The sequence below is a fragment of the Dyadobacter beijingensis DSM 21582 genome (assembly GCF_000382205.1).
Classification (GTDB): domain Bacteria; phylum Bacteroidota; class Bacteroidia; order Cytophagales; family Spirosomataceae; genus Dyadobacter; species Dyadobacter beijingensis.
This window is the reverse complement of the sequence record NZ_KB907791.1, coordinates 308,144-331,096: the sequence shown is the minus strand read 5'-3', so window position 1 is coordinate 331,096 and position 22,953 is coordinate 308,144. Positions and strand designations below refer to the sequence as shown.

The following is a 22,953-nucleotide window of genomic DNA, read 5'->3' as shown; positions in this document are numbered from 1 at the left end:
ATGCACCGCTAAATATTTATTCATAAAGTAATCAATACATCGTACCACAACAACGCCCTGAGAAGCGCAATCAATTCACGATGTATTCTGTGCGAAATGTGCAGTGACCGCGTGCGCCCTCGCCTGTGATAACTGCACAATGATCACACATGTATTTTAATGCTTAATCCTCATCCATTTAAATTTCAAAATGCTATGGTAAACTATTACGCAACACAAAATTGCTTAGTCAGAAACCTCAGCCGCGTGCTATGCGCTGCCGTCTTAGTATTGGCGATATGTACATTGGCCGCCGGACAGCCGTGCCCCACAACACCGGACCCGCCAAGAGTATCGATGAGGCTCGACGATGGGAACACTACTGATAGCTACCCGGTTGCGCTACCAGCAGGCGTCACCGCCGGACGTCCCAATGCGACGCATGGGGGCCTGTACCATAGCGGTGCAAAGGGGACCGCAACCCCACTAACCACCGTCACCATCCACCCGCAATGGTCCGATGGGGCAATGGGCTGGGCGGTTATTAATTTTTACTACCTGGAAATCGCATCCTCCGGAGCTGTCATTAAGGTGTATGACGGCGATGGTACTTCCACCACGCCCGTAGCCACCATTACCGAAGCCAATGCCAGCACCTATTATCGTTTTAACCACAAAAACAATGGGCCGATAACGGTAACCATGGAAAACACGGCGTCTGCTGCCACCGGCAACTTCGATGTCGAAGTTACTTTTATGACCGGCGAAGTCGTATACACCTCCCCATTAGCCCAGGAAATTACCTATTGGAAACAATTCATTACGCCCAACTCCCGCGCCTGGATCGACTCTCGTGCCGGATCTGCCTCCACCATTGCCACCGGTTATTTTGATGCGAACAGGGATTTGGTTTCCAGTGAAGTATCGTGGTGCATCGACTACGGGCAGAGCGCTCCCCGACGCGGCAACTTTTATCCCGGACAAATGGTCTACTACCCAACCGCCCGGCCGGATATCAATGAGGATGGCGTCGTCACGACGGAGGACAAATTGAAAACGGCACGGCTGATCCATATCCTCCAACACGCTCCCCAGCCGATTTCCGACATGGCAAATTCCAATGAAGTTCGGGCTGCTGTGGATATGATCACACGTGGCTTTACTTCCGGTAGTACGCTGGGTGAAGACGCAATTGCGGCAGTCCCCAGCCTGCCTTCACCCGAAGAGCCCACGTTCGCCATCACCGGCCCCGCTACATCTGCACCCGCAGGAACTCCACAGAATTTTGTCGTGAATCTGACCAACGATGGTGGGCATCCACGTATTTACAAACTGAAAGTCCCGGCAGGCGTCACAGTCAATGCCGTAACCGGCACCGGGGTTACATACGATGCTGTAAACCAGGACATCACATTTGCTTCGGCGCCTGCTTCGGCAACTGTCTCGGTTACCAGCGCAAGTAGTCAGACTGCCACCTTAGGGGTAGCTTACGAGCAATCAGGCTTCTGGAATGTCGACAACCTGGTTGTGTATGAGCCGTGCGATTATTATGAAACTGCGCCGAGAAACTTTCAAGGCTTTTTGGGGCTCAGCAAAGCTGCAAACCCCTATCCGTTCCGCGAAGCGTCTGCTACCTGGGCTGCCGCGGATTACGGAGATTTGCCCGACACCTATGCTACCCTCGCAGCATCCAACGGGGCCTCGCATGCGCTCACAGCCTATAATGCCACCACGCATACAGCCAGCCTGATGCTGGGCTCGCAAATCGATTCGGACACGGACGGCGCCCCAAATACCGTGGCGACCGGCGATGACCTTGCAGGAATGGATGACGAAGATGCCGTGACGCACTTCCCCGTTCTGGTTCCGGGTTCGACGTCGTACAGCGTCACCTTGCCCGTTACCAACGCAACAGGCACCACAGCGACGGTGAAAGGCTGGATAGACTTTAACAAGGATGGCGCTTTCGGCGCGGGGGAAGAGGCCACTCAAACGGTTCCCGACGGAGCTACCTCGGTTACGCTCAACTGGCCGAGCTTCCCGGCTGTGGCCAATTTCGGGTACATTCACGCACGCTTCCGGATTGCGTCCGTTGCATCCGAGATCGCCTTACCAACAGGCGCGGCCAATAGCGGAGAAGTGGAAGATTACAGATTTTTCATCGGACGGACCGTGGCCGGAACGGTGTTCAATGACATCAACCGCAACACACGGATCGATTCTGGGGAACCCTTCACGAGCCTGCCGGCACCGATGTATGTGTATATGGTTCAAAACAATTTCATCGTGGATGCCGCCACTGTGGCCGCCGACGGTTCATACCTGTTGCTCGCCCCGGCCGGACAAACTTCCGCGCTGCACCTTTCTACGGTGCAATACCCGATCGGCACTGGCGTCAGCGGCACGCCTATTAACCGCACGCCGCCATCAGGTTGGGCAACCAGCGGAGAGAATGGAAGCGGTAACAACACCGGTAGCGGCGATTTGAGTCCGGACGGCATACTTTCGGTGACCGTCACCACGGCGAGCCTGATCCAAAGAAATTTTGGTATCAGGTACCAGAGTGCCGGCACGAGTGGCGGATCTGATATCTGTGCGAACGATACCTCCATATTGCCGCTGGCCGACTTTATTGAGGGAGAAGACGCGGGTGGAACATGGTCTTATGTATCCGGATCCGGGATCACCTTCGACGCTGCGGCCGGAACAGTGCAATTGACGGGCTCGGCCACGACCAGCACCTATCGGTACGATATCCCTGCAACCGGCGGCAGCCCGGCGAGCTTCAGTATCGCTACCGTCACGGTAAGACCTGTCCCTGTAAAGTACCAAAGCATTACCATTTGCCAGGGCGAGTCCATCTGCATTTTCAACCCTGCCGGGACTGCACGGACCGTCGAACCGCAGCAACAGATCTGCCATAATACAAGCGGCGTTTATTCTGATACGTTGGTTGGTGCTTCTCATTTCGGATGTGACAGCATTGTCGTAACGACACTCACCGTCGTGCCAATTCCGGACGCCGGTACCGACGGCGCGGTTACAGCCTGCACCGATAACGCTACCCCAATCGATTTGTTCAGCCTGATCAGCGGCGAACAGACCGGCGGTACCTGGGCGAGATTGACAGGCACAGGCGGAACATTCGACGCAGTAGCCGGGACATTCACCCCGGCTGCCGGTGCCACTGCCAGCACATTCAGCTACACCATTGCCGGGGCCGGTTCATGTGCCGAGGATGTGAGTATAGCTACCGTCAACCTGAACACCTGCAACGTCCAAATCTCCGGAACGATATTTAATGATGCCAACGGCCTCTCCGGCTCCCCGGTGAACATGGTCGATGGTACGCCTATTCAGCTTGCCGAAAGCGCACCGCTTTATGCCAATTTGTTTACTGCTGCCGGCGTTTTCGTAGCGTCGGTACCTGTGGACGCGTCCGGGAATTACAGCTTCTCCGTCAGCCCTGGAATCGACTATTTGGTGACAGTCAGTACGACTGCCGCAACCACGGGCAGTACGCCAGCTGGTTCTAATGGCCTGCCAACGGGCTGGGTAAATACCGGAGAATTTGTTGGATCAGGAACAGGGAATGATCTGGCGCCAAATGGTACGCTGGCAGTGAGCGTCGGTGCTACCAGCGTGACAAACGCAAACTTTGGTCTTGACCGGCAGCCAAACAGCAACGGTGTGACGCACATACTGACCCCGGATCCGATCCCCGACCAGGAAATAGCCCTGGATGGTGCCGACGCTCCGCTGATGAACGGCAGTGATCCGGAGGACGGCACATATAGCGGCGGCACCGCGACGCCGGGGAATGATCCGAAGGGCGTCGTGATCACTTCATTGCCCACCAACGGCCAATTATGGTACTATGGTTTCGGCGCGCCGGTGGTAGTTTCGGCGTCCGATGTAACAAATGGTACATTGTTCCATGATCCTTCGCTTTTCGCCGTCGTACTTACAGGGCAGGGATACACCAGCACAAGTTTCAATTACGCCTACGTCGATGCGGCGGGCGTCGTAGATCCTACACCTGCGACCTACCTGATCAGTTGGAGCAAACCACTGCCGGTGACACTTATCAGCTTTGATGTGGCGACGGAAAGCAAAACCGCCCACCTGAAATGGGTCACCACGAGCGAAACAAACAGCGAAGGATTTGAAATCCTGCGCAGCGCCAATGCGTCCGACTGGACAAAAATCGGTTTCGTAAGGGCGCATTCGCAGGGAGCAACAGTGATCGGCAAGCAGGATTACGATTTCACGGATGCCAACCCGCTCAATGGAGTGAGTTACTATCGCCTGAAAATGGTCGATCTTGATGCTACCTTCGCTTACAGCCTGATCAGAACGATTCGCATGGATGCCGCAAATACCATGGCACTCTACCCTAACCCGGTGGTTCAGGGCAAGTTGACGATCGATGTAGCGAATGCGGAGGCCTACCAGGCCGAAATCGTCAACGTGGCGGGCATCACCGTACTGACACAGAGCCTGGCGAAAACCAGAGAGCTGAATGTCAACGAACTCGCGTCAGGCTTGTATGTGCTGCGCATCACCTCGGCGAGCGGGGACGTTCAAACGAAACCGTTCGTTGTAAAATAAAAACTAGCCGATGAACAGCGAAGAGGATGCCTCAAAAAGGCACCCTCTTCGCTGTTATAGCGCATCGGGTTTGAGGTAAGCACGGGCAGATTCGAATGGGTGCTAGCTAATGTCGGTCACGATAAGCACGCTTTGGGCAAGCGGCCGAGTAAGCATTGGCGATATGTCTGCAATGAAGGCAGCGGTTGAAGGGAGGCGGTTATGATCGTCCAGATGTGCCTGCGACTCCCACCTTTCGTAAAGGACAAACCGCCCTGGTTGGTCGATAATCCTGTGAAAATGAAATTCCCGATTACCCGTTTCCCGACGTACCTGCGCGACAAACTTTTCGAACCTGGCTTCAAATTCTTCCACGAATTCAGGTTTTACCTGGAAGGGCACGATTAGCGTAGTCAGCGGTTGGTGCGGCTCTTTACGAAACGAGTCGGCGTCAGGCCAAATTTCTTCCAGGTAATTCATCTCGATGGGTTCCGTCAAATCGTTCACCTGCAAATCGAATGCACCTTGGGTGTAAGGCTGGCTGAAATGGTCGTCGAGAGCCTCCCTGGTTTGCCAACGCTCGAACAAATAAAACGCATCAGGATCGTTGGCAGCCTTGTAAAGCTCCATTTTCAGGTTTCCTGGCTCGGTGCGTGCCCCATTTACATCTGCGAGAAGGGCGTCCAGTGCTTTTTGCTGACTTCGGGATTTTGCCGCCACTTTCACAAACAGAATAGTGACAGCCTGGCGTGTGTTGCTGTCTTCTTTCAGAATTTCCATCATAATCGGGCCTATTGGTGTAGCTCAACCTGGGAGCGCTCTACGTACATTTTCCAGAACAAATCAGCCAGCAGCTCAGGTGAATGTGTTTCGCTTTCCGGATTGATAAACCCGGCCACCGTAAGCAGGCCCGCATAGATGTCATCGTTTTTAAGACGGTCGTGCAACTGAAACGCAAGGCTCCTGAGCCCTGCCTTACCGATAGAAAGTGACCCGTATGCCGCAGCCGGACGCACGGCCAGTCCGCCGCCAGTCAGCAGAAACGCTCCCTTTCTTTGCTTCAACCCCTCATAAGTAGCTTGCAGTGAAGCCAATGCGCTGGCCACGTTAACAGCGAATTCCTTGGTCAGGGTAGCGGGATCTTCTTCCAGGATATCAAAAGCCTTCACTACCGCTGCATTGTAGAGCACGACGTCAAAGCCACCAGCCTCGGTTTCCAAAGCCTTTATCGCTAATCTTAGCTCGATGGCATTACCCGCGTCGGCTTTCGAATAGTTTACCGCGATTCCTTTGGTTTCCAAATCCTTTTTCATTCTCTCTAAATTGTCAGCGCTTCGGCTGATCAGGCTTACCTTAAAGCCTTCGCGCCCAAACTTTTCAGCAACGCCCGAACTTAGTCCCGAGCCCGCTCCGATGATCAGTATTGACTTTTTCATGTATGCTAATTTTTATTTCTTGCCAGATTAAAGTTCGCTGAAACCCGGATCGTCCAGCTTTCGTAGTATTCTCAAAAAACGGGGATCATATCCGGCCACTCGCGCCGGTTGCCGATCACTTTGGCATCCAGGGGCGTCTTGATCATCGCTGTCGGTGCGGTGATGTGTAGATCTGTTTAAAAATCACAACTCAACGTGGTTTCCTGCCAGGCATCGTAGTCCGCGGTTAGCTCGGATAGCTTGATCCGGGCACCTTCCAATGCATCCTGGCCGAGTAGCAGCCGGAGTGGAGGTTTCGGGGCTTCTACTACCGTGATAATTGCTTTGGCGGCCAGTACCGGGTTTCCGGCCTGCTTACCGTCTGTTCCCCTGATCCACTGTTTGGTCGATTCCGATGTGGCGGCATAGTCGGGGATTGAAACCGCGCTGTCTTTGGCGGAGCGGCCCGCCCAGTCCGTCCGGAAAGCGCCCGGCGCGACAATCGTCACTTTGATCCCCAGCGGAGAAACTTCTTTAAAAAGTGCCTCGGAAAGGCCATCAACTGCATATTTGGTGGCATGATAGTATCCCAGCGACGGAAACGATTTAAGTCCGCCGATGGAGGCAATGTTGATGATATGTCCGCTGTGCTGCCCGCGCATGAACGGCAATACCTGGCGTGTCATTTCGCTGAGTCCCCAGAAGTTGACCTCGAACATATTGCGTATATCTTCCTCTTCACTTTCCTCGATGGCGGCAAAATAACCAATGCCCGCATTGTTGACAAGCACGTCAATTCGCCCGAATTTGGCCAGAACCAACTGTACCGCTGCACGGACTTGTGCATAGTCGGTAACATTAAGCCGGACAGGAAATGCGGTATCGGGATGGGCGTCGATGATATCCTGAACATCTTCCGTCTTGCGCGAGGCAACGGCTACCAGATAGCCTGCTTCCAACGTAGTTTGTGCGATTGCCCTGCCAAAGCCGGTCGAGCAACCTGTTATTAACCATACCTTTTTCATGATTGTCTACATTTTGATTTTGGTCCTAAATGATCAGGTGTTGTCAGGCCTGGTCAGGAATTGTTCTCGGACAACTTCTACAATACCTGACCATACCCAACTTGATTACACCCAACCTTAGATTTGATTCTCCCAGGCCTGTAACTGATGCTCTTTCAGCATATCCTCCACGAACTGCGGCACGACGTTACGGAACTTACCAGTGTCGGCAGGCACGATTTGGATCATCGCATTGATCATTTCCTCAGGATCGAGCCGGCCTTGCGGTGTGCCCAGCAATGCATCGAAATTGGCTTTCATGTCGGCGCGTTTGGTAAAATTCTTTTCATCGTCGAGCCAGCGGAAGGCATTTTCTGCCATCGTCTCGTTGTAGCCGGTCAGATAAGCGCCAGGGTTGACGGTCTGCACTTTGATATTGTATGGTTTTAACTCATCGGCCAGCGCTTCGGCGACTGCTTCGAGCGCATGCTTCGTAGAGACATAAATGCCGTAACCCGAAGGTGTAAAGAGCCCGCCCATGGAAGAGGTGAACACAATCTTACCCGGCTTCCCGGCTTTTATCCACTTGGAAGCGAATTGCTGTGATAGGTTGAGCGGTGCAAAAACGTTCGTCTCATAATTTCCGCGAACCAGATCCAACGGTATTTCGAAAACGGGCCCGCTTTCTCCTATTCCTGCGTTGCTGAACAACACGTCGATATCATAGCTTAATGCAACGGCAACGTCATATTTGTCGAGGATATCGAGCTTGATCACCTCGATATGATCCTGTAAGCCAGCCTCTTGAACTTTGAGGCGCATGGCGGTTACCTGCGGGGATATTTGTACTCCTGCTATGACTTTGTGGCCCAGTTTAGCCAGACCAAAAGCTGTTCCTTCACCAAATCCTGAGCCAGCGCCGGTGATTAAAATTGTTTTTGTAGTTGACATGATTGTTTGAGTTTAGAATAATAAAATCTTGTGGTCGGTAGTTACAGTTGGCTGCCGGCCCGGGCAATTTCAAAGTCCTGATCCGGGCTTCCGCCGGAAACGCCGATGTAGGCGACTATTTCCCCGGCCGAACGGACAGGCATCCCGCCTTTAAAGCCCACAAGCCCGCCGCTGGTGTTAACCATTCCATAAGCGGCAGCTTCCGGTGCAAGAAATTGGCCGACAGCTTCGGAATTCATACGGAAGAGCATCGCGGTTTTTGCTTTGCCCAGAGCGATGTCGATTGAGCCCAGGAATGCATTGTCCATTCGGGAGAATGCTTTGAGATAACCGGTTGTGTCGAGGATGGCGATATTGGCATCGACACCCATCAGTGCGGCTTTTTCTGTTGCGAGTGAAATGGCCTTAAATGCCTGTTTCTGTGAAGTTTCCATCTTTGTTCAGAGCTTGGATTTTGTCCCTTTTGTTGCTACAAAGTTGGATAGAAGGCTGCGCCCGGCTTATACAAAAAGCATAGCTTTTATTATGAATTTCAAAGGTGCGTGCATTTATTCAAATCCAAAACGAAGGCGTCCCCAGTAGTACCGCGAATCCTTTTATCCGTAGTGGATTTGCCGAAACCGCTGCGGTGTTACTCCGGTGTACTTTTTGAAATAGGCGTTGAAATGCGAGCATTCCACAAACCCCAGCCGGTAGCTGATTTCCTTGTTGCTTAACGTGGTGCGCAGCAGTAGCCGACTGGCCTCGCCCACGATTTTTTCTGATATACATGCCTTTGCCGTTTTGCCGATTTTGGCTTTGATCACCGCATTCAGGTAATTCTCATGCAGGTTTTGCATGGCTGCAAAATCCGAAACACGCAGCTGCAAATCGGTTTGACCGGCACCTAGTTCCGCGACGTGCTTTTCCAGGTTTTGCATAAATGTGCCGACAATCTGCGAACGGCGATCCATGTCATAGACCGGCAGCGCTTCGCCTGGTGGCGATAGGGTTTGACCGGCCTGCTGAGGTTTCAGAAATGTTTCAGCCACAGCCAACAGCCCGGCGACAAAAAAACGCTCTTGCTGGGATGGAAAATGTCCAGGTGGAAGCAGCTTCGTCAGAAGCGTTTCGGCCAAATCTCCAACTGGTTCAATCGCGTTTTTCATGATCTGATATGCTTTCGGGAACTACCTATCAGATGTCAATTTTAATACCAAAACTTTACGGTTTGACTGTTAGTACGTTACGAAACATCAGGAATTTGCTACGATATCGATATTTCGTCAATTGACATGAACTCTTGATATATCGACACGCCCCGGACACGTTAAACAGCCGACAATCGCTATTTCACGTGCGTACGGCGTATTCCCAGCTTCTTCATTTTGGAATGCAATGTGGATGCCGGCACACCCAGTATTTCCGCCGCGCCGCCTGTGCCGGTAATCCTGCCACCGCAGTAGTTCAAAGTGTCGAAAATGTGTTGGCGCTCGTTTTCTTCAATGGTCGTCAGGCGGAAGAATTCCTCCCCATTGCTACTGGCCGCATTTTTGGGCACGGGCAGGTGTATCTGACGGATGATCGGCCCGGTTTCAAGCAGCATGCTTCGCTCAATCAAATGTTCCAGTTCCCGCACATTCCCCGGCCAGGTATAACGCTTCATCTCAAGGATCACGTTGTTGGTCGTCCCTTCGACCCTCTTTCCGATTTTTTTCGCGAATTTCTGGATGAAATAGGTGGCCAGCATCGGGATATCATCCTGGCGGGCACGCAATGGCGGAAGACTGATCGGAAAGATATTGAGCCGGTAAAACAAGTCGCTGCGGAAGCGTCCTCCATCGATTTCCTTTTCCAGGTCGCGGTTTGTCGCGGCAATGATCCGCACATCGACCTTGATAGTCGATTTACCTCCCAGCCGCTCGATTTCCTTTTCCTGCAAAACCCGAAGCAGCTTTGCCTGCATTTCAAGCGGCATTTCACCTACTTCGTCCAGGAAAAGCGTGCCGCCATGCGCCAGTTCAAATTTGCCTATCCTGCGTTCATAAGCACCGGTAAAACTTCCTTTCTCATGCCCGAAAAGCTCACTCTCTATCATGGTCGGTGGCAATGCGGCGCAATTGATTTTAACCATCAGCTTATTTTTTCTGGGAGAATTGTTGTGTATCGCCCTGGCGACAAGCTCCTTGCCGGTACCCGTTTCGCCTAATAACAGCACGGTACTGTCGGTCGGGGCCACGGTGTTGATCATGCGCATTACTTTTTTGACCTCGGTACTTGCCCCGATGAAATCCGTCGTGTTGCTGGCAGTCTGGATTTCCTCCTGCAAATACACGTTTTCGACCTCCAACTGAGCCTTGTATTGTTTGATTTCATCGAGCTGTTGCAGCACTCGTTCGTTGGCCAGGATATTGGATACGGCTACCGAGAGCTGGGCGCAAATACCTTTAAGCAGGTGAATTTCGGCATCGAGAAGTTTTCGCTGTTGCGTCTGGCTCATAAATATCAGACCGATCGGCATACCGCCGCTTTTCAACGGCACGCAAAGCAGCTTGCTTAAACCTATACTGTTAAAAAATGGCACATACCCGGGGCGATCACCGGAGTCGACATAACCGCTGAGATCCACTACGACCGGGTCGTCGCTCTCCATGACGCTTTGGAAGGATTTGTCTTTTTCTATCAGATATTTCTGACTCGACACCCGCTCGAATTCTGCCTGTTGCGCGGGCTCCGACAAGGCAACATCCATCATAAAAGCGCTATGTGTTTTCCCATCCTCATCGATCTTGACAATCCCGAAATTGGAGATCGAAAAAATAGCCTTCAATTTGGCATTGACGACATTGAACAGATCGTCCCTGGTTTTCAGCAATGCGATCTCGTTACTGAGCGACAGCAGGATTGACTTTTCATTTTCCCTGCGCTCCAGTTCCTCACGGCTCAGCAAATTGGAGGCTGTGATGGCCAGCTGGGAACAGATACCTTTGAACAAACCGAGCCGGGGTTTCATTTCATGGACATTGTCATGATTGAAAGTCAAAACAGCTACCTCCTCATGGGCAAGCCGCATGGTATGACAGCCCCAGCCTTTGAAACCAATCGCATCGCCCATCTCCCGATATGGGGCCGTTCCTGGAAGCTGATAGTACTCCTCCGCCGTCAGCAGCAGAACATCCGTTGCGTTTTTGGCAACCTGGTAAAGTTCATCGGTATTGTCCTGCGGCGTTTCAATCAGGTCCCTAAAATCAGGGTATTTCGCAATAGCGGTATCGCGGTCATACAGGAATGCCCATCGCCATTTCTCGTCCCGTGAAATGATGTAAATACAGTATTCGTGAATGCCGAAAAGGTTGTATAACTGTTGCCCGATGATTTTACCAATAGCGTATTTATCGGTGGCAGAAGCAACCGCATTGCCAAATGAAAGTATTGCTGTCAGGTCTTTTGAAGTATCAGACATGGCCGAATGTTTTTGAAAAATTATGGGTTTTTACGCAATAAAAAATGCCCCGTACAAATACGGGGCATTCAGACCACGGATTTGTGTATACGTTTACTTTTTGACCACCTCGGAAAGTTCGATCATATTGCCCCAGGGATCCTGCACAAACGCGAGGTTCCGGGTGATCGCTTCAAGGTAAAATGGCTGACCTACCACTGTCACGCCACGTTTCCTGAGCTCGGACAAAGTCTTTTCAACATTTGCTACGTGAAAACACAAGTGATGGTAGCCACCGCGCCCCAGACTTTTCCCCAGATCGTCAAATTTTTCATTGGGTTCAAGTTTTCCTTCTGCCAGGATTTCCAGCCAAAAGTCATTGGTATTGGCAGGCGCCAGGTATGCAAGCTTCTCGTCGGCATAATCCCATTCATGTATCACACGAAAATCGAGCTTTTCGGTGTACCATTTAATGGCTGCTGCGTAATCAGGCACGCGGATACCTACGTGATTTCCGCTGATCCCTGCCAGTTCGCTTTTAGGGTTCAGAGCGGGCATCTTGAAACCGGTTTCATGCTTGTGCTGGGCGTGGGCGGCGAATGTAACGGCGACTGCTAAAAGCGCTGAGGCGATTGTTTTGATTAAAGTTGTCATGACGAATCTTTTTGCGGTTGTTATTTGATGAAGCAAAATTGGCCACAATCAGGATGCGGGGTTATATCAATAACAAAGCTGGTATTACTAATTTCAAAGATTCGGGCTGCTTGAAGAGAAAAGTCTAAAATGTCACGCATGTAGTAAGCTCGGACGGGGTATTTAGAGCTAAATTTTCCCGTTCAATAAAGCACTGATCAGCTGCTGCCCCAATAACAGCGCCGCTACCGACTCGCTATGAGGAATGCGGGCCGTCTTTCCTGAATTATCGGTATCCCAGATGCCCGAGTGATGCCATACATGGGGATTGTCCCAGTCGGGCCGGTCGATCACCGGGTACAGGCAAATACCCACCAGCGGCACGTCCCGTGTGAGCACGCCGGCGCATTGCGTAGCGATCATCCTGATCCACAGCGGCCTGTCCTCACCGGGATGGCTCGTTTCCGATAGCAGAACAGGCTTCCCATAACGCCGGTAGGCCGCTTCGAGCAAGTCCGCCAGCGGTTTCCACCTCGGATCGGGCACCGCATCATTCCAGCCAAGAAATGCGTTACCGCCGACGATCCACTGGTTATTGTAATAGTAATTGAAGCCAAGAATATCGACCAGCCCAGGATGCCCGCCCAATTCCGGGCAGATCCGCCCGCAAAGCATATCCACCGACTGGAACTGCTGCTCATGCTCGGTGTCGGCAAGCAACTGTTCCTCCGGCGTCGGATCAGGCCCCGGCACCATATTCACCAGCGGCTCGGTGGTGATTATCCGTACCATTTCACTGATTTCCTTCATGGCGACAGCCCCGGAAATGTAAGCCCTCATTAACGCATATTTGACCTGCCAGCCGCTATGATGGCAATAAGGTACCGTACCTCCTACCTCTCCGCCCAGCCACGACAAAAAACTTACCTCGTTAATCGGTGTCACATATAATATTTCACCGGGGTTATGCCTGATGTAAAAGGTCGTAAACGCTTTGCAAAGCGCCACAAACCGCTCTGTAAACTGCGGGTGGAAGGGGGTCAGGTCGCCGGGGAAGCCGAAATGGCAAATATCCCAGATTTGCTGTACCCCGCTTGCCCTGGCGGCGTGGATCATTTCCAAAACGTAGCTGAAATCGTACCGGAACGGTTCCGGTTCAACGATACTCCATCTGATCCCTTCACGGACCGTCTGTAAGCCCAATGCGGAAATCCGGGCATAGTCGTCGTGAATCAGCGCCAAATGTGCGGTCATTTCCAGCATGTCCACCCGGTTACCACTCACATTAAGCTGGTCGGCGCATTCAAAACCCGCCATCCAAAAGCTTTTGAAGGGAGGCGCCGGTGGCGTCCCCCCTTTTCTCACAGAATCGTCAACTCGCATTTTTCATTTCCCCGGTTAACACAACTTCCTTGTTCTGCGATTGGGTCGATTGCATCAATGCCAGCATAGCCGAAAAAGTATTCTGCCATGACTTGTCCGACAGGAACTCGTCTACCGCCTGTAACCAATCGGGGTTAGCAAAATTGCCCAGTTCGTAGTCAATCGCCGATATAAATGCATCCGTTCCCAGCGCAATGCTCACCAGCCCAGCCTTAGAGTAGGGGTCTACAACGTCCCGGATGGCCGTCGAAACCACGGGGCGACCCGCGGCCAGGTATTCCGGCGTTTTGGTCGGACTGATAAAATACGTGGATTCGTTGAGCAGGAACGGGATCAGGGCCACATTCCAGCCCGACAGGTACGCAGGGAGCTCCTGGTAGCTTTTCGGCCCCAGGTAATGGATGTTGTTGGCACGCGGCAGCATGGCAGGATCGATTTTCACCACCGGGCCGATCAGGATGATCTGCCAGTCGGGCCGCTTTGCAGCGATCTCCCTGATCAGATCCTGATCAAAACGTTCATCGATCACACCATAGAAACCCACTTTGGTACCAGTAATCCCCGCCTGGTCCAACGGCTCTGCCAACATTCCCCGTGCCGTTTGAAAATGCTCCTTATCGATGCTGCTGGGGAACGGATGCACATTGGAATGGCTGTCTTTCTTGGCTTCGTACAGCGTAACTCCGCCCGTGAACACAATATCCGCCCGGGTAAAAAGCTGCTGCTCCATAAACTTGATCCTGGCAGGCGCAAACTTAAAGGCCGAAAGCTCGTCCATACAGTCGTACACTACCTGGGCCGACGTGAAATCCCTCGAAAACTCGAAGGCCATCGGCGTGTAGTACCAAAAAATAAAATTGGAACTGTCGCGGCCTTCGAAGAAGGAATGTAACAGCCCCTTCATCAGCTCTGTCGTCTCTTCGGGCGAGGTACCAGCCGGCAAATGCGGTACGCACAGCCAGAGGCCCGGAAGCTTCCGTTCAAATTGTATAAACGGCTTATCGGGTGCATCCATGAAAGGTTCTTCCAGGAAATACACATTGCTATGCTGCGCAAACCGTGTCATCAGATGTTGCGGGCGCTGAAAAACGAAATCCCACCTGAGGTGCGAAAAACAAAGCAGGTCCTTTTGTAAGTTGATGTTCATGAGTAATCAGTGTCAAAATAAAATTAGTTTGTTGAGAAGTTTGTCCGGCGCTGTCAGGCGCCGGAAGACCTTATTTTCACGGTTTTAGTACCACTTTCACGCAATTATCTTCCTTGTTATTGAAGATTTCATACATCTTGCCGGCGTCCGCGAGTGGCACCTGGTGCGTGATGATGTCATGAAGTATTACTTTTTCTTCCGCAACCAGGGAAATCAGATGGTCGATGTACTTATGTACGGTTGCTTGTCCGCCTTTCATCTGAATCCCCTTGTCGAACCACTGGTGCAAAGGAAAATTATCGAACGGAGTTCCATATACGCCAACGACGGTCACCACGCCTCCCCTCCGGACGGCGTCCAGGCAGTAGCCGAGGGTTTTCATTGTCCCCACCTCGGCACGGACAACCCCCATTGCTTTTTCAACGAGGCTGCGGTCGGCTTCCATCCCCACCGCATCCACGCATACATCCGCGCCATACCCGCCTGTCATCTGGCGGATCTGTTCCACCGCATCGGTTTTAGAAGCGTTGATGATCTCGACGTTGGCCACCTTCTTGGCCATTTCGAGCCGGTAAGGAAGAATATCTACCCCGATTACCCGGCTTGCACCCCGGATCCAGGCCGCCTTCATGGCCATGATCCCGACCGGTCCGCAGCCAAACACCACGACCACTTCTCCCCCTTTTAGGTTGGCCCAGTCGATCGCAGCCCAGCCGGTGGGGAAAATGTCGGTCAGGAACAGCACTTGTTCGTCGCTGAGGTTGTCGGGCACGACCCGCGGACCAATGTCCGAATAGGGCACCCTGACATATTCAGCCTGGCCTCCGCTGTACCCTCCGTAAAGATCGGTGTACCCAAAAAGACCGCCGCCCTTGCCTTTGAGCAGACCGCCTTCCGGACCGTAATGCTCCGGGTTCGAATTCTCGCAATGCGTTTGCAGGTCCATATTACAAAAATGGCAGTGGCCGCAGGCAATCGGAAACGGGACCACCACCCGATCCCCTTTTCTCAGGTTGGTGACCCCCGCCCCCACTTCTTCGACGATTCCCATAAATTCATGCCCCAATACCAGATCGTGCGGTTGCGGGAAAAGTCCGTTATAAATATGCAGGTCCGACCCGCAAATGGCAGTGGATGTGACGCGCAGGATCGTATCCCGCGGGTTCTCGATGCGTGGATCGTCCACATGATCGACACTAACCTCCTTTTTACCATGAAAAACCAGGGCTTTCATATTGCTGATGTTTAGTGAAAGCGCCGATCCTGAAAATTATCGTACCCGCTCACTATTTTTGCAGCACATAGTCGAAAGTCATCGCTTCACAATAGTATTCATGGTACCTAACCAATCGCTTTAAAATATGATGTCCGGCACAGTGCATGTCCCAATAAAAAATAAACTCAACGACAAGGAGCTTTTCAGGATTAAACGGATGAAGGAGGTCATTAAGACAACCAATCCTCACGGACACAAGGATTATCTGGAAATCATTTATCTGACGCAGGGCGATGGCCTGCACCAGATCGATCATCACCGTTTCGCGGTGCGGCCTTCCAGCTTATACCTGGTTATGCCGGGGCAGATCCATAACTGGGAGCTTACCGAGATCCCAAAAGGTTTTGTTGCCATGATCCAGAAAGACTTCCTGTTGGGTCATCCCCTGTACGATCTATTGTTCCGTACGTTTCCCGCTGCATTTCCAGGCGCGTTCCATCTTGACCATATTGACAAGACCGTGGCGGGAATCTTTGAAAGTATCGAAAACGAATCAGCTAATCAGGAAACGAATTTTCAGGCGATAATTCAGACTTACCTGCTGTTACTGTTCAATTTGTTGCGGCGCGAGCTTAAATCCGATGACGATCAAATCTACCCTCAGCTGCTTACCACCTTTTTTTCAACGCTCGATCAGCATTACAAAACTGCCCATGAGGTCAACTGGTATGCCGAAACACTGGGAGTGACGACCAAAACACTCAATGCCTTATGCCGACGGCATCTGGATAAAACAGCCGGGGCGGTTATCACCGAGCGGCTTACGAGTGAATCCAAGAGATTGCTGCTTTACTCCGACCATAACTTGGGCGAGGTGGCCTACGAGCTCGGTTTTACCGACCCTTCCCACTTCAATAAGTTCTTCAAACGTCAGACCGGCGTTTTACCCAGCATATACAGAAAGGGCATTTCCTGAATGTACCAGTTTTCGGATGGAATGTACAAAGTCTACTAACTTTATAGGGTTATTTTTGCCGCACATCTCAACACCATGAATGCGGTTAACATAACCTATGAAATTTTTCTTTTTACTTGTTTGGCTATCGCTTGCTTCGATGGCTGTCGACGCACAAAATCCGCTGCACATTACGGGCAAAATTGTCGACCAGCAGTCCGGACAGGCACTCCCTTTTGTTTCGGTGGCTTTATATAGCGTGGCAGATTCCTCCCTTGTGAATGGTATGCTGTCGAATACTGAGGGGGAGTTCAAATTTGAAAAAATACCATCCGGCCCTTATTATCTGGAAATCCAGTATATGGGCTATCGTACAGCACGCATGGCATTGCCGAAGCAGGAAGGGTTGTCGGGGCTCGTTGTGGTACCATCCATTAAGATGACGGCCGATAGCCGGCTACTGGACGCCGTCGAAGTGACCGCCCGACGCCAGGCAATCGAAAACCGAATCGATCGCCAGGTATATCGCGCAGGGCAATTTATGGGTAGCCAGGGCGGCACCGCGGTGGACATACTGAAAAATACCCCTTCCGTAACCGTGAACAGTGAGGGGGATATTACCCTGCGGGGCTCAACGGGCTTTCTGGTACTGGTGAATGGAAAACCAGTACAAACAGAACCTGCTATCGTCCTCAACCAAATCCCGGCTAACACGATCGAGAACATCGAAGTGATCACCGCTCCATCGGCACGCTTTGACCCGGACGGGAAATCAGGCATTATTAACATCACCACAAAAACGGCCCCGACCGACAGCCGCAGCTTTGTCGTGAATGTTCAGGGCGGATTACCCTCTGTACAGACCTATCACAATCTCAGGAGTCCCCTACGCTTCGGGGCTGATGCAGCCTGGGGAATAAAATCGGGAAAATGGGAGGTCAACCTCAGCGGAAATTATTTGCGCAACGACATAGCGGGCCGGCGGGTCGGGGATGTCAATACTACGCGAAATAATGTATTTACGGCACTGCCCTCCGAGGGCGAACGGAGCTTTAAGCGGTACAATTATACAGCCCGCGCATCGGTTTCTTTCTCACCGGACCAATGGAATACGATTTCGGCCGGCTTTTATAAGGGTTACCGCTTCCAGTCCCGGCGTGCCGACCTGGTTTACAACAATACCAAAGCAGATGCAGAAACCGGCGTAAGTCTGGGAAGCATCACATACTTCAATTCCAACATTGCTCAAAAAACCAGTGACGTCACGCTTGGCAATCTGGATTACACGCACCGCTTTGAAAACAAAGCCGAGCTCACCTTGTCGGGCCTGGTTGAATCGGCAGCGCTGGATGGTCTCACAACCAACATTAACCTGGCCGGGCCCGGGCGAAACGTTACGCTGCAAAACACGCGGAATCCAGGTAAAAATCCTTTAAACGCTTACCGTTTGCAGGCAGACTTTGTTTTGCCGATTGGAAAAGGCAGACTGGAAACGGGCTATCAATACCGCAATCAGTTGCAAAAGGGGATATTTCAATACCTGGATCAAAACCTGGAAACCGGGGAGTTCGTTGTAGTCCCGGAATTTTCAAGCAGCACGCGGGTCATTCATCACATCCATTCACTTTACAGCCAGTTTAGCGGGAAGGCTGACAAACTGGATTATTCCGCGGGATTGCGATACGAATATGCTGCGCGCCGGTTCGCAGCCGGTAACAGCCAGGAGCGTGTCCTGAACCTTTCGAATTTCTTTCCCTCCGTGCAGCTGCAATACCAGTTCAATCATGGCTGGCGTGGAAAGGCGAGCTTCTCGCGGCGTGTGCAGCGATCGACCAATAACGAGCTAAACCCTTTTCCTGAGCGAGAGCATTCAGAAACCCTGGAATCGGGCGATCCGGACATACGGCCCGAGTTCATAGGCCAGGCCGAACTTGGCATTGTAAAGGAGTTTGAAAAAGGCAGCAGCTTTCTGACGATCTATCATCACCGTATTCAAAACGTGGTGAACCGGGTCAACAGCGTTTACAATGACAGCATCATCAACCGCATTTATACCAATGCAGGTTTAGCCACTTCCTGGGGTGCGGAACTAGGGGGAAATGTTAACCTGGCGAAGTGGTGGCAGCTATATGCCGGCGCCAATCTGTACCATTACCGGATCAATGGGGCGCTTTTCGGCAATACCGTTAAGGTAAATACTTCCAGTGTTATTTATTCGATCAATGCCAATAGCACATTCCGGCTATCTTCCTCACTTCAAATCCAATGGGCATTGAACTACCTTTCTAAAAGAGTGACGGCACAGGGTGAAGATTCCCGCTTTGTAAACCCTTCCCTGGCCTTCCGCAAAACCTTTTTGGGAGGCAAGCTCGCCGCCGCGTTACAATGGCAGAGTATGAACCTGGGTTTGTTTGATGCGAACCAGCAGCGGATCAGCACGTGGGGAAGAGATTTTTATACAACGACAAACTACATTCAGGAAACCGACATGTTCCTTGTCAACCTCTCCTTAAACCTCAATCAAACTTCGAAAAAAGCCAAACTCCCGACCAGCGAATTCGGCGAGCGGGAGTTTTAACCTTCCTGACCGCGAGATACTGACCACCAATGCCGGACCGAGCGCATAGCATTTGCCCGGCGGAGCTATGTGCTCGGTACGCTCGTCGCGAGATACAGCTCGAAAGTCGTCCCCGCGCCGGTCTGGCTGAAAACCTGAATGCTGCTTTGGTGTAGGTCGAGGATTTTCCGCACGATCGCCAGCCCCAGGCCCATGCCCTTTTCAGGCGACGTGTGCAGATCGGCCTGTTTGAAGCGCTCGAAGATCTGCTGCTGATATTCCTTGGCAATCCCGATGCCGGTGTCGCTCACTCGCGCCGTGACGCTTCCGCCGGTGTGCGCTAGTGAAATGGAAATTTCCCCGCCATCGGGCGTAAATTTAAATGCATTGTCAATCAGGTTCTGGAAAACCCTTTCCGTTAGGCTGATGTCGGCAAATACGGGCGGCAAAGCGGCAGGGACGATTAGTTTCAGGTCGACATTTCGCTCCTGCGCTTTCAGCTGGTAGGCGCTCACAATGTCGGACAGCAGCTCGCCGATCGGAAAGAATTCCTTCTGCGGCGCTACCACATTCGCTTCGAGTTTGGCATATTGAAATAGCTGATCCACGAGAGCCGAGAGTTTTTTCGTACCCTCATGCACGATGCCCAGATAGCGCTCCATCTCAGCCCGCGATAGCGTATCACCCTTGATCATCAGCGTTTCCGTGTAGCCGTGCATGATCGATAGCGGCGTGCGAAGGTCGTGGGAGACGTTGGCGATCAGCTCCTGACGAAAGCGGTCGGTGGCGGTGATCTTCTCGATGTTACCCACGATCACGTCCGCCATTTCATTAAATGTGGAGGTAAGCACGCCCAGATTCCCCTTGGCGTTCCCCTGAATGCGCGCTTTGTAATCCCCCTCCTGAAACTTCCTGACGACCCCGGCAAAGCTGCAAATGCTGTCGGTGATCAGGAAAAACGTAACGACGCCGACGACAAATGCGCCCAGCAATGCCGCCAAAAATATGTAGCACGCCAGCCGGAAATTCAGGTCGTCGTTCAGCGCGGCCAGAATCTGTTTCTGCCGCTCGCTTGCCAGTACCGCGTACACATAACCCGCCACCCGGCCATGCTCCATCACGGGCGCGACCGAAAATATGCTTTCTTCTCCCGGCCGTTTCGGGTTATCGCCCAGCGGCCGCTTGCCGCCTTCTGCCGTAAGCCATTGCCTGACATTACGCATATTCACCCTCGTCATTTGCACCGTAGCTTCGGGCACGACGTAATCGGTGATATTTCCGAGCGTATCGAGCAGGTACACTTCCACACTCGGGTTGGCGACCATCGTCGAATGGATGATGTCGTGCGTGACGGTCGTATCCGGGCGGCCGTTTTTAATAGGTTGGGTAAAGGTGGCCAAATGCCCGGCAATGTCGCCGTACAACTGCTGGTGCGCTGCCATATAGTAGGTTTTGGAAAACCGCGAGCCTATCAGCACGAATACTAGCGCAAGTACCAGCAGCAGACTGGCAAAAACGGCGCTGATTTTCCAGAAAAGCAGGTTTCCGCGAATGGTTTTTACAGACATTTCAGAGATCCTCGTTAAACCGGTAGCCAATGCCCCAGGTGGTTAATACAAATGACGGATTGGAAGCGTCGGCTTCTATTTTTCCCCTCAACCGGTTGATATGGGTGTTGACCGTATGCTCGTATCCCTCGAAGTCATATCCCCATACCAGGCTCAGCAACTGCTTGCGGCTGTAACTTCTCCCCGGATTGGATGCCAGCAGCACGATCAGCTCAAACTCCCGCGGCGACAGCTCGATCCGCTCCCCGTGCAGTACGACCTTCCGTTTGTCTACATCGATTTCCAGTCCCGCGATGCGGATCTGTGGGGCCATAGGAGTGCTGTAACGGCCTTTTTCCTCGGCTCGACGGAATATCACGCGCACGCGGGCGATGAACTCGCGCACGCTGAAAGGCTTGGTCAGGTAGTCGTCTGCACCGGTTTCGAGACCCATCACCTTGTCGATCTCCTCCGATCGCGCGGTCAGCATCATAATAGGCGTCTGCCGGTCGGTTTGCCTGATTTTGCGGCATACCTCCATGCCGTTTAGCCCGGGCAGCATCACGTCGAGGATAATTAGATCGAATGCGGAATCGACTGCGCGGGTTAGCCCGTTCTGCCCGTTTTTCTCGCTCACCACCTTGCAGCCCAGATCGGCCAGATGGATGGTCAGCAGCTCGGTAATCGCGCTGTCGTCTTCGATGACCAGTACATTTTTAGTATCCATTATCCACTGATTTTCTGCAAAGTTTACAAATAAAACAGCGCGAAAGGCCACTGTGATACTTTTGTTATAATTCCGTAACTGCTGCGGGATACGGTGTCTTTTGCTTTGCATCATCCAAACACGCAAAACATCAGAACGGATGATCAAACCATTGCTCGGGCTTTCACTGACAGCCCTCATTCTCAGCTCCTGCACCAAGGACCACGACCCGCAGCCAACTGCCAAAAGCATTACGATAGAGAACGTGCTCGACGGTAAACCACTCGTGGAATCAGGCACATTCAAAGGTACCGGAACTCCGCCCGTGATCCTGCCGGGACAATCCGTTTCTTTTTCCTTTTCGGCAGCCAAAAACCAGCGACTGACGTTCGCCACGATGTACGGATGGAGCAACGACCTGTTTTTTGCTCCTGAAAATCCCGGCATCAGGCTCTACGAAGACAATGGTACGCCCATTACCGGGGACGTGTCGGCACAGGTCAAGCTCTGGGACAATGGCACACGGGTAAATGCAGCACCCGGGATGGCGCTCTCGCACCCCGGCGCGGCGGAGGCCATGCAGAAGCCGGTCAGGGAAGTTAAGGGAATGGATGACTACGGCCATGCATTTTTGCCCTCATCCCAGCTGATGAAAGTGTCGCTTGCGTACGACGGCAATTCGATGTTCACCGTCACCATCCAAAACCAGTCGGGCGGAACGGCGAATGAGACGCCGTTCAGTCCGGGCGTGTGGGCCATTTCATATGTGGCGGGAGGAAACCTGCTGCTGCCCGAACCGATCTATGCCGCCGGCAAACCCACCACCGATGCGCTGACCCGCATTGCCGAAGCAGGCGACAATGCGCCGTTAAGTGCGCTACTGACCGGCCAGACCGGCATTTTCACGCCGCTTTCGCCCGTGTTGGTAGTTGTTTACAACGGCACTGAAAACCCATTTTTCAAAACTGGTGAAAACGACCGTGGCCAGGGCCTGAAAGACCTCGCACAAAAAGGCAATGCAGATGTGCTCGCGGCCTATTTACAGGGAAAACCGGGCATTAAGAACGTGTATGTGCTCAAAGAGCCGGCCAGTACGGTACTCCTGCCGATGATCGGCGGTAATGCCGGGGGCAAAGTATCGCAGGCACTCTCCCTCGCCGCCGGCGACCGCATCGCGATCGCGACTATGTACGGATTTTCGAACGACTGGTTTTTCTCCACCGGCGGTAATGATATCGACGGACATACAACCGGTGATGTTTCGGGCGCGGTAGCATTGTACGACAACGGCACGGCACTCGACCAGTTTCCGGGCGCAGGTATCACCCAGTTTAACCTCGCCGGCACCCCGCTGAGTGAAAGCAAACCCATTGCCCTCGTGCCGAACCCCAACAAGTTCACCACGCTACCGGGCATCGGCAGCATTATCAAGGTCACATTACAGTAAAC

The 22,953-nt window shown here is 52.5% G+C and carries 17 protein-coding genes; 4 read left to right on the top strand and 13 right to left on the bottom strand.

The genetic code is table 11. The features are described 5' to 3' along the window. Positions 1 to 336: 336 nt before the first annotated feature. On the top strand, positions 337 to 4,590 hold the full coding sequence (locus H144_RS33555; protein WP_169409437.1) for a T9SS type A sorting domain-containing protein: 4,254 nt from the start codon (positions 337 to 339) through the stop codon (positions 4,588 to 4,590). Between the two features lie 102 nt (positions 4,591 to 4,692). Here H144_RS33555 and H144_RS33550 read toward each other — a convergent pair whose 3' ends face one another. The 11 genes from H144_RS33550 to H144_RS0127525 all read right to left on the bottom strand — a co-directional run bounded on the left by H144_RS33550 (position 4,693) and on the right by H144_RS0127525 (position 15,757). Further along, positions 4,693 to 5,352: a putative quinol monooxygenase gene (locus H144_RS33550; protein WP_084600029.1), complete on the bottom strand. Its 660-nt coding sequence runs from the start codon at positions 5,350 to 5,352 to the stop codon at positions 4,693 to 4,695. A gap of 8 nt (positions 5,353 to 5,360) precedes the next feature. After that, positions 5,361 to 6,005, bottom strand: a complete 645-nt coding sequence (locus tag H144_RS0127570) for an SDR family NAD(P)-dependent oxidoreductase (protein WP_019945356.1) — start codon at positions 6,003 to 6,005, stop codon at positions 5,361 to 5,363. Between the two features lie 176 nt (positions 6,006 to 6,181). Beyond that, complete coding sequence (locus H144_RS0127565) at positions 6,182 to 7,009, bottom strand: oxidoreductase (protein ID WP_019945355.1); 828 nt, start codon at positions 7,007 to 7,009, stop codon at positions 6,182 to 6,184. 117 nt (positions 7,010 to 7,126) lie between these two features. Further along, the gene (locus tag H144_RS0127560; RefSeq protein ID WP_026351043.1) at positions 7,127 to 7,939 is read right to left on the bottom strand and encodes an SDR family oxidoreductase; all 813 of its coding nucleotides are present in this window, start codon (positions 7,937 to 7,939) and stop codon (positions 7,127 to 7,129) included. 41 nt (positions 7,940 to 7,980) lie between these two features. After that, a complete protein-coding gene (locus H144_RS0127555; RefSeq protein ID WP_019945353.1) occupies positions 7,981 to 8,373 on the bottom strand; it encodes a GlcG/HbpS family heme-binding protein in 393 nt (130 codons plus the stop codon). A 162-nt stretch (positions 8,374 to 8,535) separates the two neighbouring features. Then, on the bottom strand, positions 8,536 to 9,087 hold the full coding sequence (locus tag H144_RS32595; RefSeq protein ID WP_019945352.1) for a helix-turn-helix domain-containing protein: 552 nt from the start codon (positions 9,085 to 9,087) through the stop codon (positions 8,536 to 8,538). 179 nt (positions 9,088 to 9,266) lie between these two features. Then, entirely contained in the window at positions 9,267 to 11,381 is a 2,115-nt protein-coding gene (locus tag H144_RS32590) for a sigma-54 interaction domain-containing protein (protein ID WP_019945351.1), read from the bottom strand. 93 nt (positions 11,382 to 11,474) lie between these two features. Then, positions 11,475 to 12,014, bottom strand: coding sequence for a VOC family protein (locus H144_RS0127540; protein ID WP_019945350.1), 540 nt, complete (start codon positions 12,012 to 12,014; stop codon positions 11,475 to 11,477). A gap of 168 nt (positions 12,015 to 12,182) precedes the next feature. Then, positions 12,183 to 13,310 (bottom strand): hypothetical protein, encoded by a 1,128-nt coding sequence (locus H144_RS0127535; RefSeq protein WP_019945349.1) that lies wholly within the window; start codon positions 13,308 to 13,310, stop codon positions 12,183 to 12,185. A gap of 55 nt (positions 13,311 to 13,365) precedes the next feature. After that, positions 13,366 to 14,523 (bottom strand): glycosyltransferase family 1 protein, encoded by a 1,158-nt coding sequence (locus tag H144_RS0127530; RefSeq protein ID WP_019945348.1) that lies wholly within the window; start codon positions 14,521 to 14,523, stop codon positions 13,366 to 13,368. Positions 14,524 to 14,599: 76 nt separating this feature from the next. Next, positions 14,600 to 15,757, bottom strand: a complete 1,158-nt coding sequence (locus H144_RS0127525) for an alcohol dehydrogenase catalytic domain-containing protein (protein WP_019945347.1) — start codon at positions 15,755 to 15,757, stop codon at positions 14,600 to 14,602. 199 nt (positions 15,758 to 15,956) lie between these two features. Here H144_RS0127525 and H144_RS0127520 point away from each other — a divergent pair, with 199 nt between their 5' ends. After that, positions 15,957 to 16,715, top strand: a complete 759-nt coding sequence (locus H144_RS0127520; protein WP_229208010.1) for an AraC family transcriptional regulator — start codon at positions 15,957 to 15,959, stop codon at positions 16,713 to 16,715. Between the two features lie 97 nt (positions 16,716 to 16,812). Continuing rightward, positions 16,813 to 19,272, top strand: a complete 2,460-nt coding sequence (locus tag H144_RS0127515; RefSeq protein ID WP_026351040.1) for a TonB-dependent receptor — start codon at positions 16,813 to 16,815, stop codon at positions 19,270 to 19,272. Between the two features lie 65 nt (positions 19,273 to 19,337). Here the strand turns inward: H144_RS0127515 and H144_RS0127510 are convergent, their stop codons facing one another. Together H144_RS0127510 and H144_RS0127505 are read right to left on the bottom strand one after the other, a co-directional pair. Next, the gene (locus tag H144_RS0127510; RefSeq protein WP_019945344.1) at positions 19,338 to 20,819 is read right to left on the bottom strand and encodes a HAMP domain-containing sensor histidine kinase; all 1,482 of its coding nucleotides are present in this window, start codon (positions 20,817 to 20,819) and stop codon (positions 19,338 to 19,340) included. 1 nt (position 20,820) lies between these two features. Further along, positions 20,821 to 21,525 carry a response regulator transcription factor gene (locus H144_RS0127505; protein ID WP_026351039.1) on the bottom strand — a complete coding sequence of 235 codons (705 nt, stop codon included), beginning with the start codon at positions 21,523 to 21,525 and terminating at the stop codon, positions 20,821 to 20,823. Between the two features lie 139 nt (positions 21,526 to 21,664). Here H144_RS0127505 and H144_RS0127500 point away from each other — a divergent pair, with 139 nt between their 5' ends. Beyond that, on the top strand, positions 21,665 to 22,951 hold the full coding sequence (locus H144_RS0127500; protein WP_019945342.1) for a spondin domain-containing protein: 1,287 nt from the start codon (positions 21,665 to 21,667) through the stop codon (positions 22,949 to 22,951). Positions 22,952 to 22,953: the final 2 nt, after the last annotated feature.

Bases quoted from the DNA above. Each gene is read 5' to 3' on its own strand.
- H144_RS33555 (WP_169409437.1), top strand. From the start codon at position 337: ATGAGGCTCGACGATGGGAACACTACTGATAGCTACCCGGTTGCGCTA.
- H144_RS33550 (WP_084600029.1), bottom strand. From the start codon at position 5,352: ATGATGGAAATTCTGAAAGAAGACAGCAACACACGCCAGGCTGTCACT.
- H144_RS0127570 (WP_019945356.1), bottom strand. From the start codon at position 6,005: ATGAAAAAGTCAATACTGATCATCGGAGCGGGCTCGGGACTAAGTTCG.
- H144_RS0127565 (WP_019945355.1), bottom strand. From the start codon at position 7,009: ATGAAAAAGGTATGGTTAATAACAGGTTGCTCGACCGGCTTTGGCAGG.
- H144_RS0127560 (WP_026351043.1), bottom strand. From the start codon at position 7,939: ATGTCAACTACAAAAACAATTTTAATCACCGGCGCTGGCTCAGGATTT.
- H144_RS0127555 (WP_019945353.1), bottom strand. From the start codon at position 8,373: ATGGAAACTTCACAGAAACAGGCATTTAAGGCCATTTCACTCGCAACA.
- H144_RS32595 (WP_019945352.1), bottom strand. From the start codon at position 9,087: ATGAAAAACGCGATTGAACCAGTTGGAGATTTGGCCGAAACGCTTCTG.
- H144_RS32590 (WP_019945351.1), bottom strand. From the start codon at position 11,381: ATGTCTGATACTTCAAAAGACCTGACAGCAATACTTTCATTTGGCAAT.
- H144_RS0127540 (WP_019945350.1), bottom strand. From the start codon at position 12,014: ATGACAACTTTAATCAAAACAATCGCCTCAGCGCTTTTAGCAGTCGCC.
- H144_RS0127535 (WP_019945349.1), bottom strand. From the start codon at position 13,310: ATGGCGGGTTTTGAATGCGCCGACCAGCTTAATGTGAGTGGTAACCGG.
- H144_RS0127530 (WP_019945348.1), bottom strand. From the start codon at position 14,523: ATGAACATCAACTTACAAAAGGACCTGCTTTGTTTTTCGCACCTCAGG.
- H144_RS0127525 (WP_019945347.1), bottom strand. From the start codon at position 15,757: ATGAAAGCCCTGGTTTTTCATGGTAAAAAGGAGGTTAGTGTCGATCAT.
- H144_RS0127520 (WP_229208010.1), top strand. From the start codon at position 15,957: ATGAAGGAGGTCATTAAGACAACCAATCCTCACGGACACAAGGATTAT.
- H144_RS0127515 (WP_026351040.1), top strand. From the start codon at position 16,813: ATGAAATTTTTCTTTTTACTTGTTTGGCTATCGCTTGCTTCGATGGCT.
- H144_RS0127510 (WP_019945344.1), bottom strand. From the start codon at position 20,819: ATGTCTGTAAAAACCATTCGCGGAAACCTGCTTTTCTGGAAAATCAGC.
- H144_RS0127505 (WP_026351039.1), bottom strand. From the start codon at position 21,525: ATGGATACTAAAAATGTACTGGTCATCGAAGACGACAGCGCGATTACC.
- H144_RS0127500 (WP_019945342.1), top strand. From the start codon at position 21,665: ATGATCAAACCATTGCTCGGGCTTTCACTGACAGCCCTCATTCTCAGC.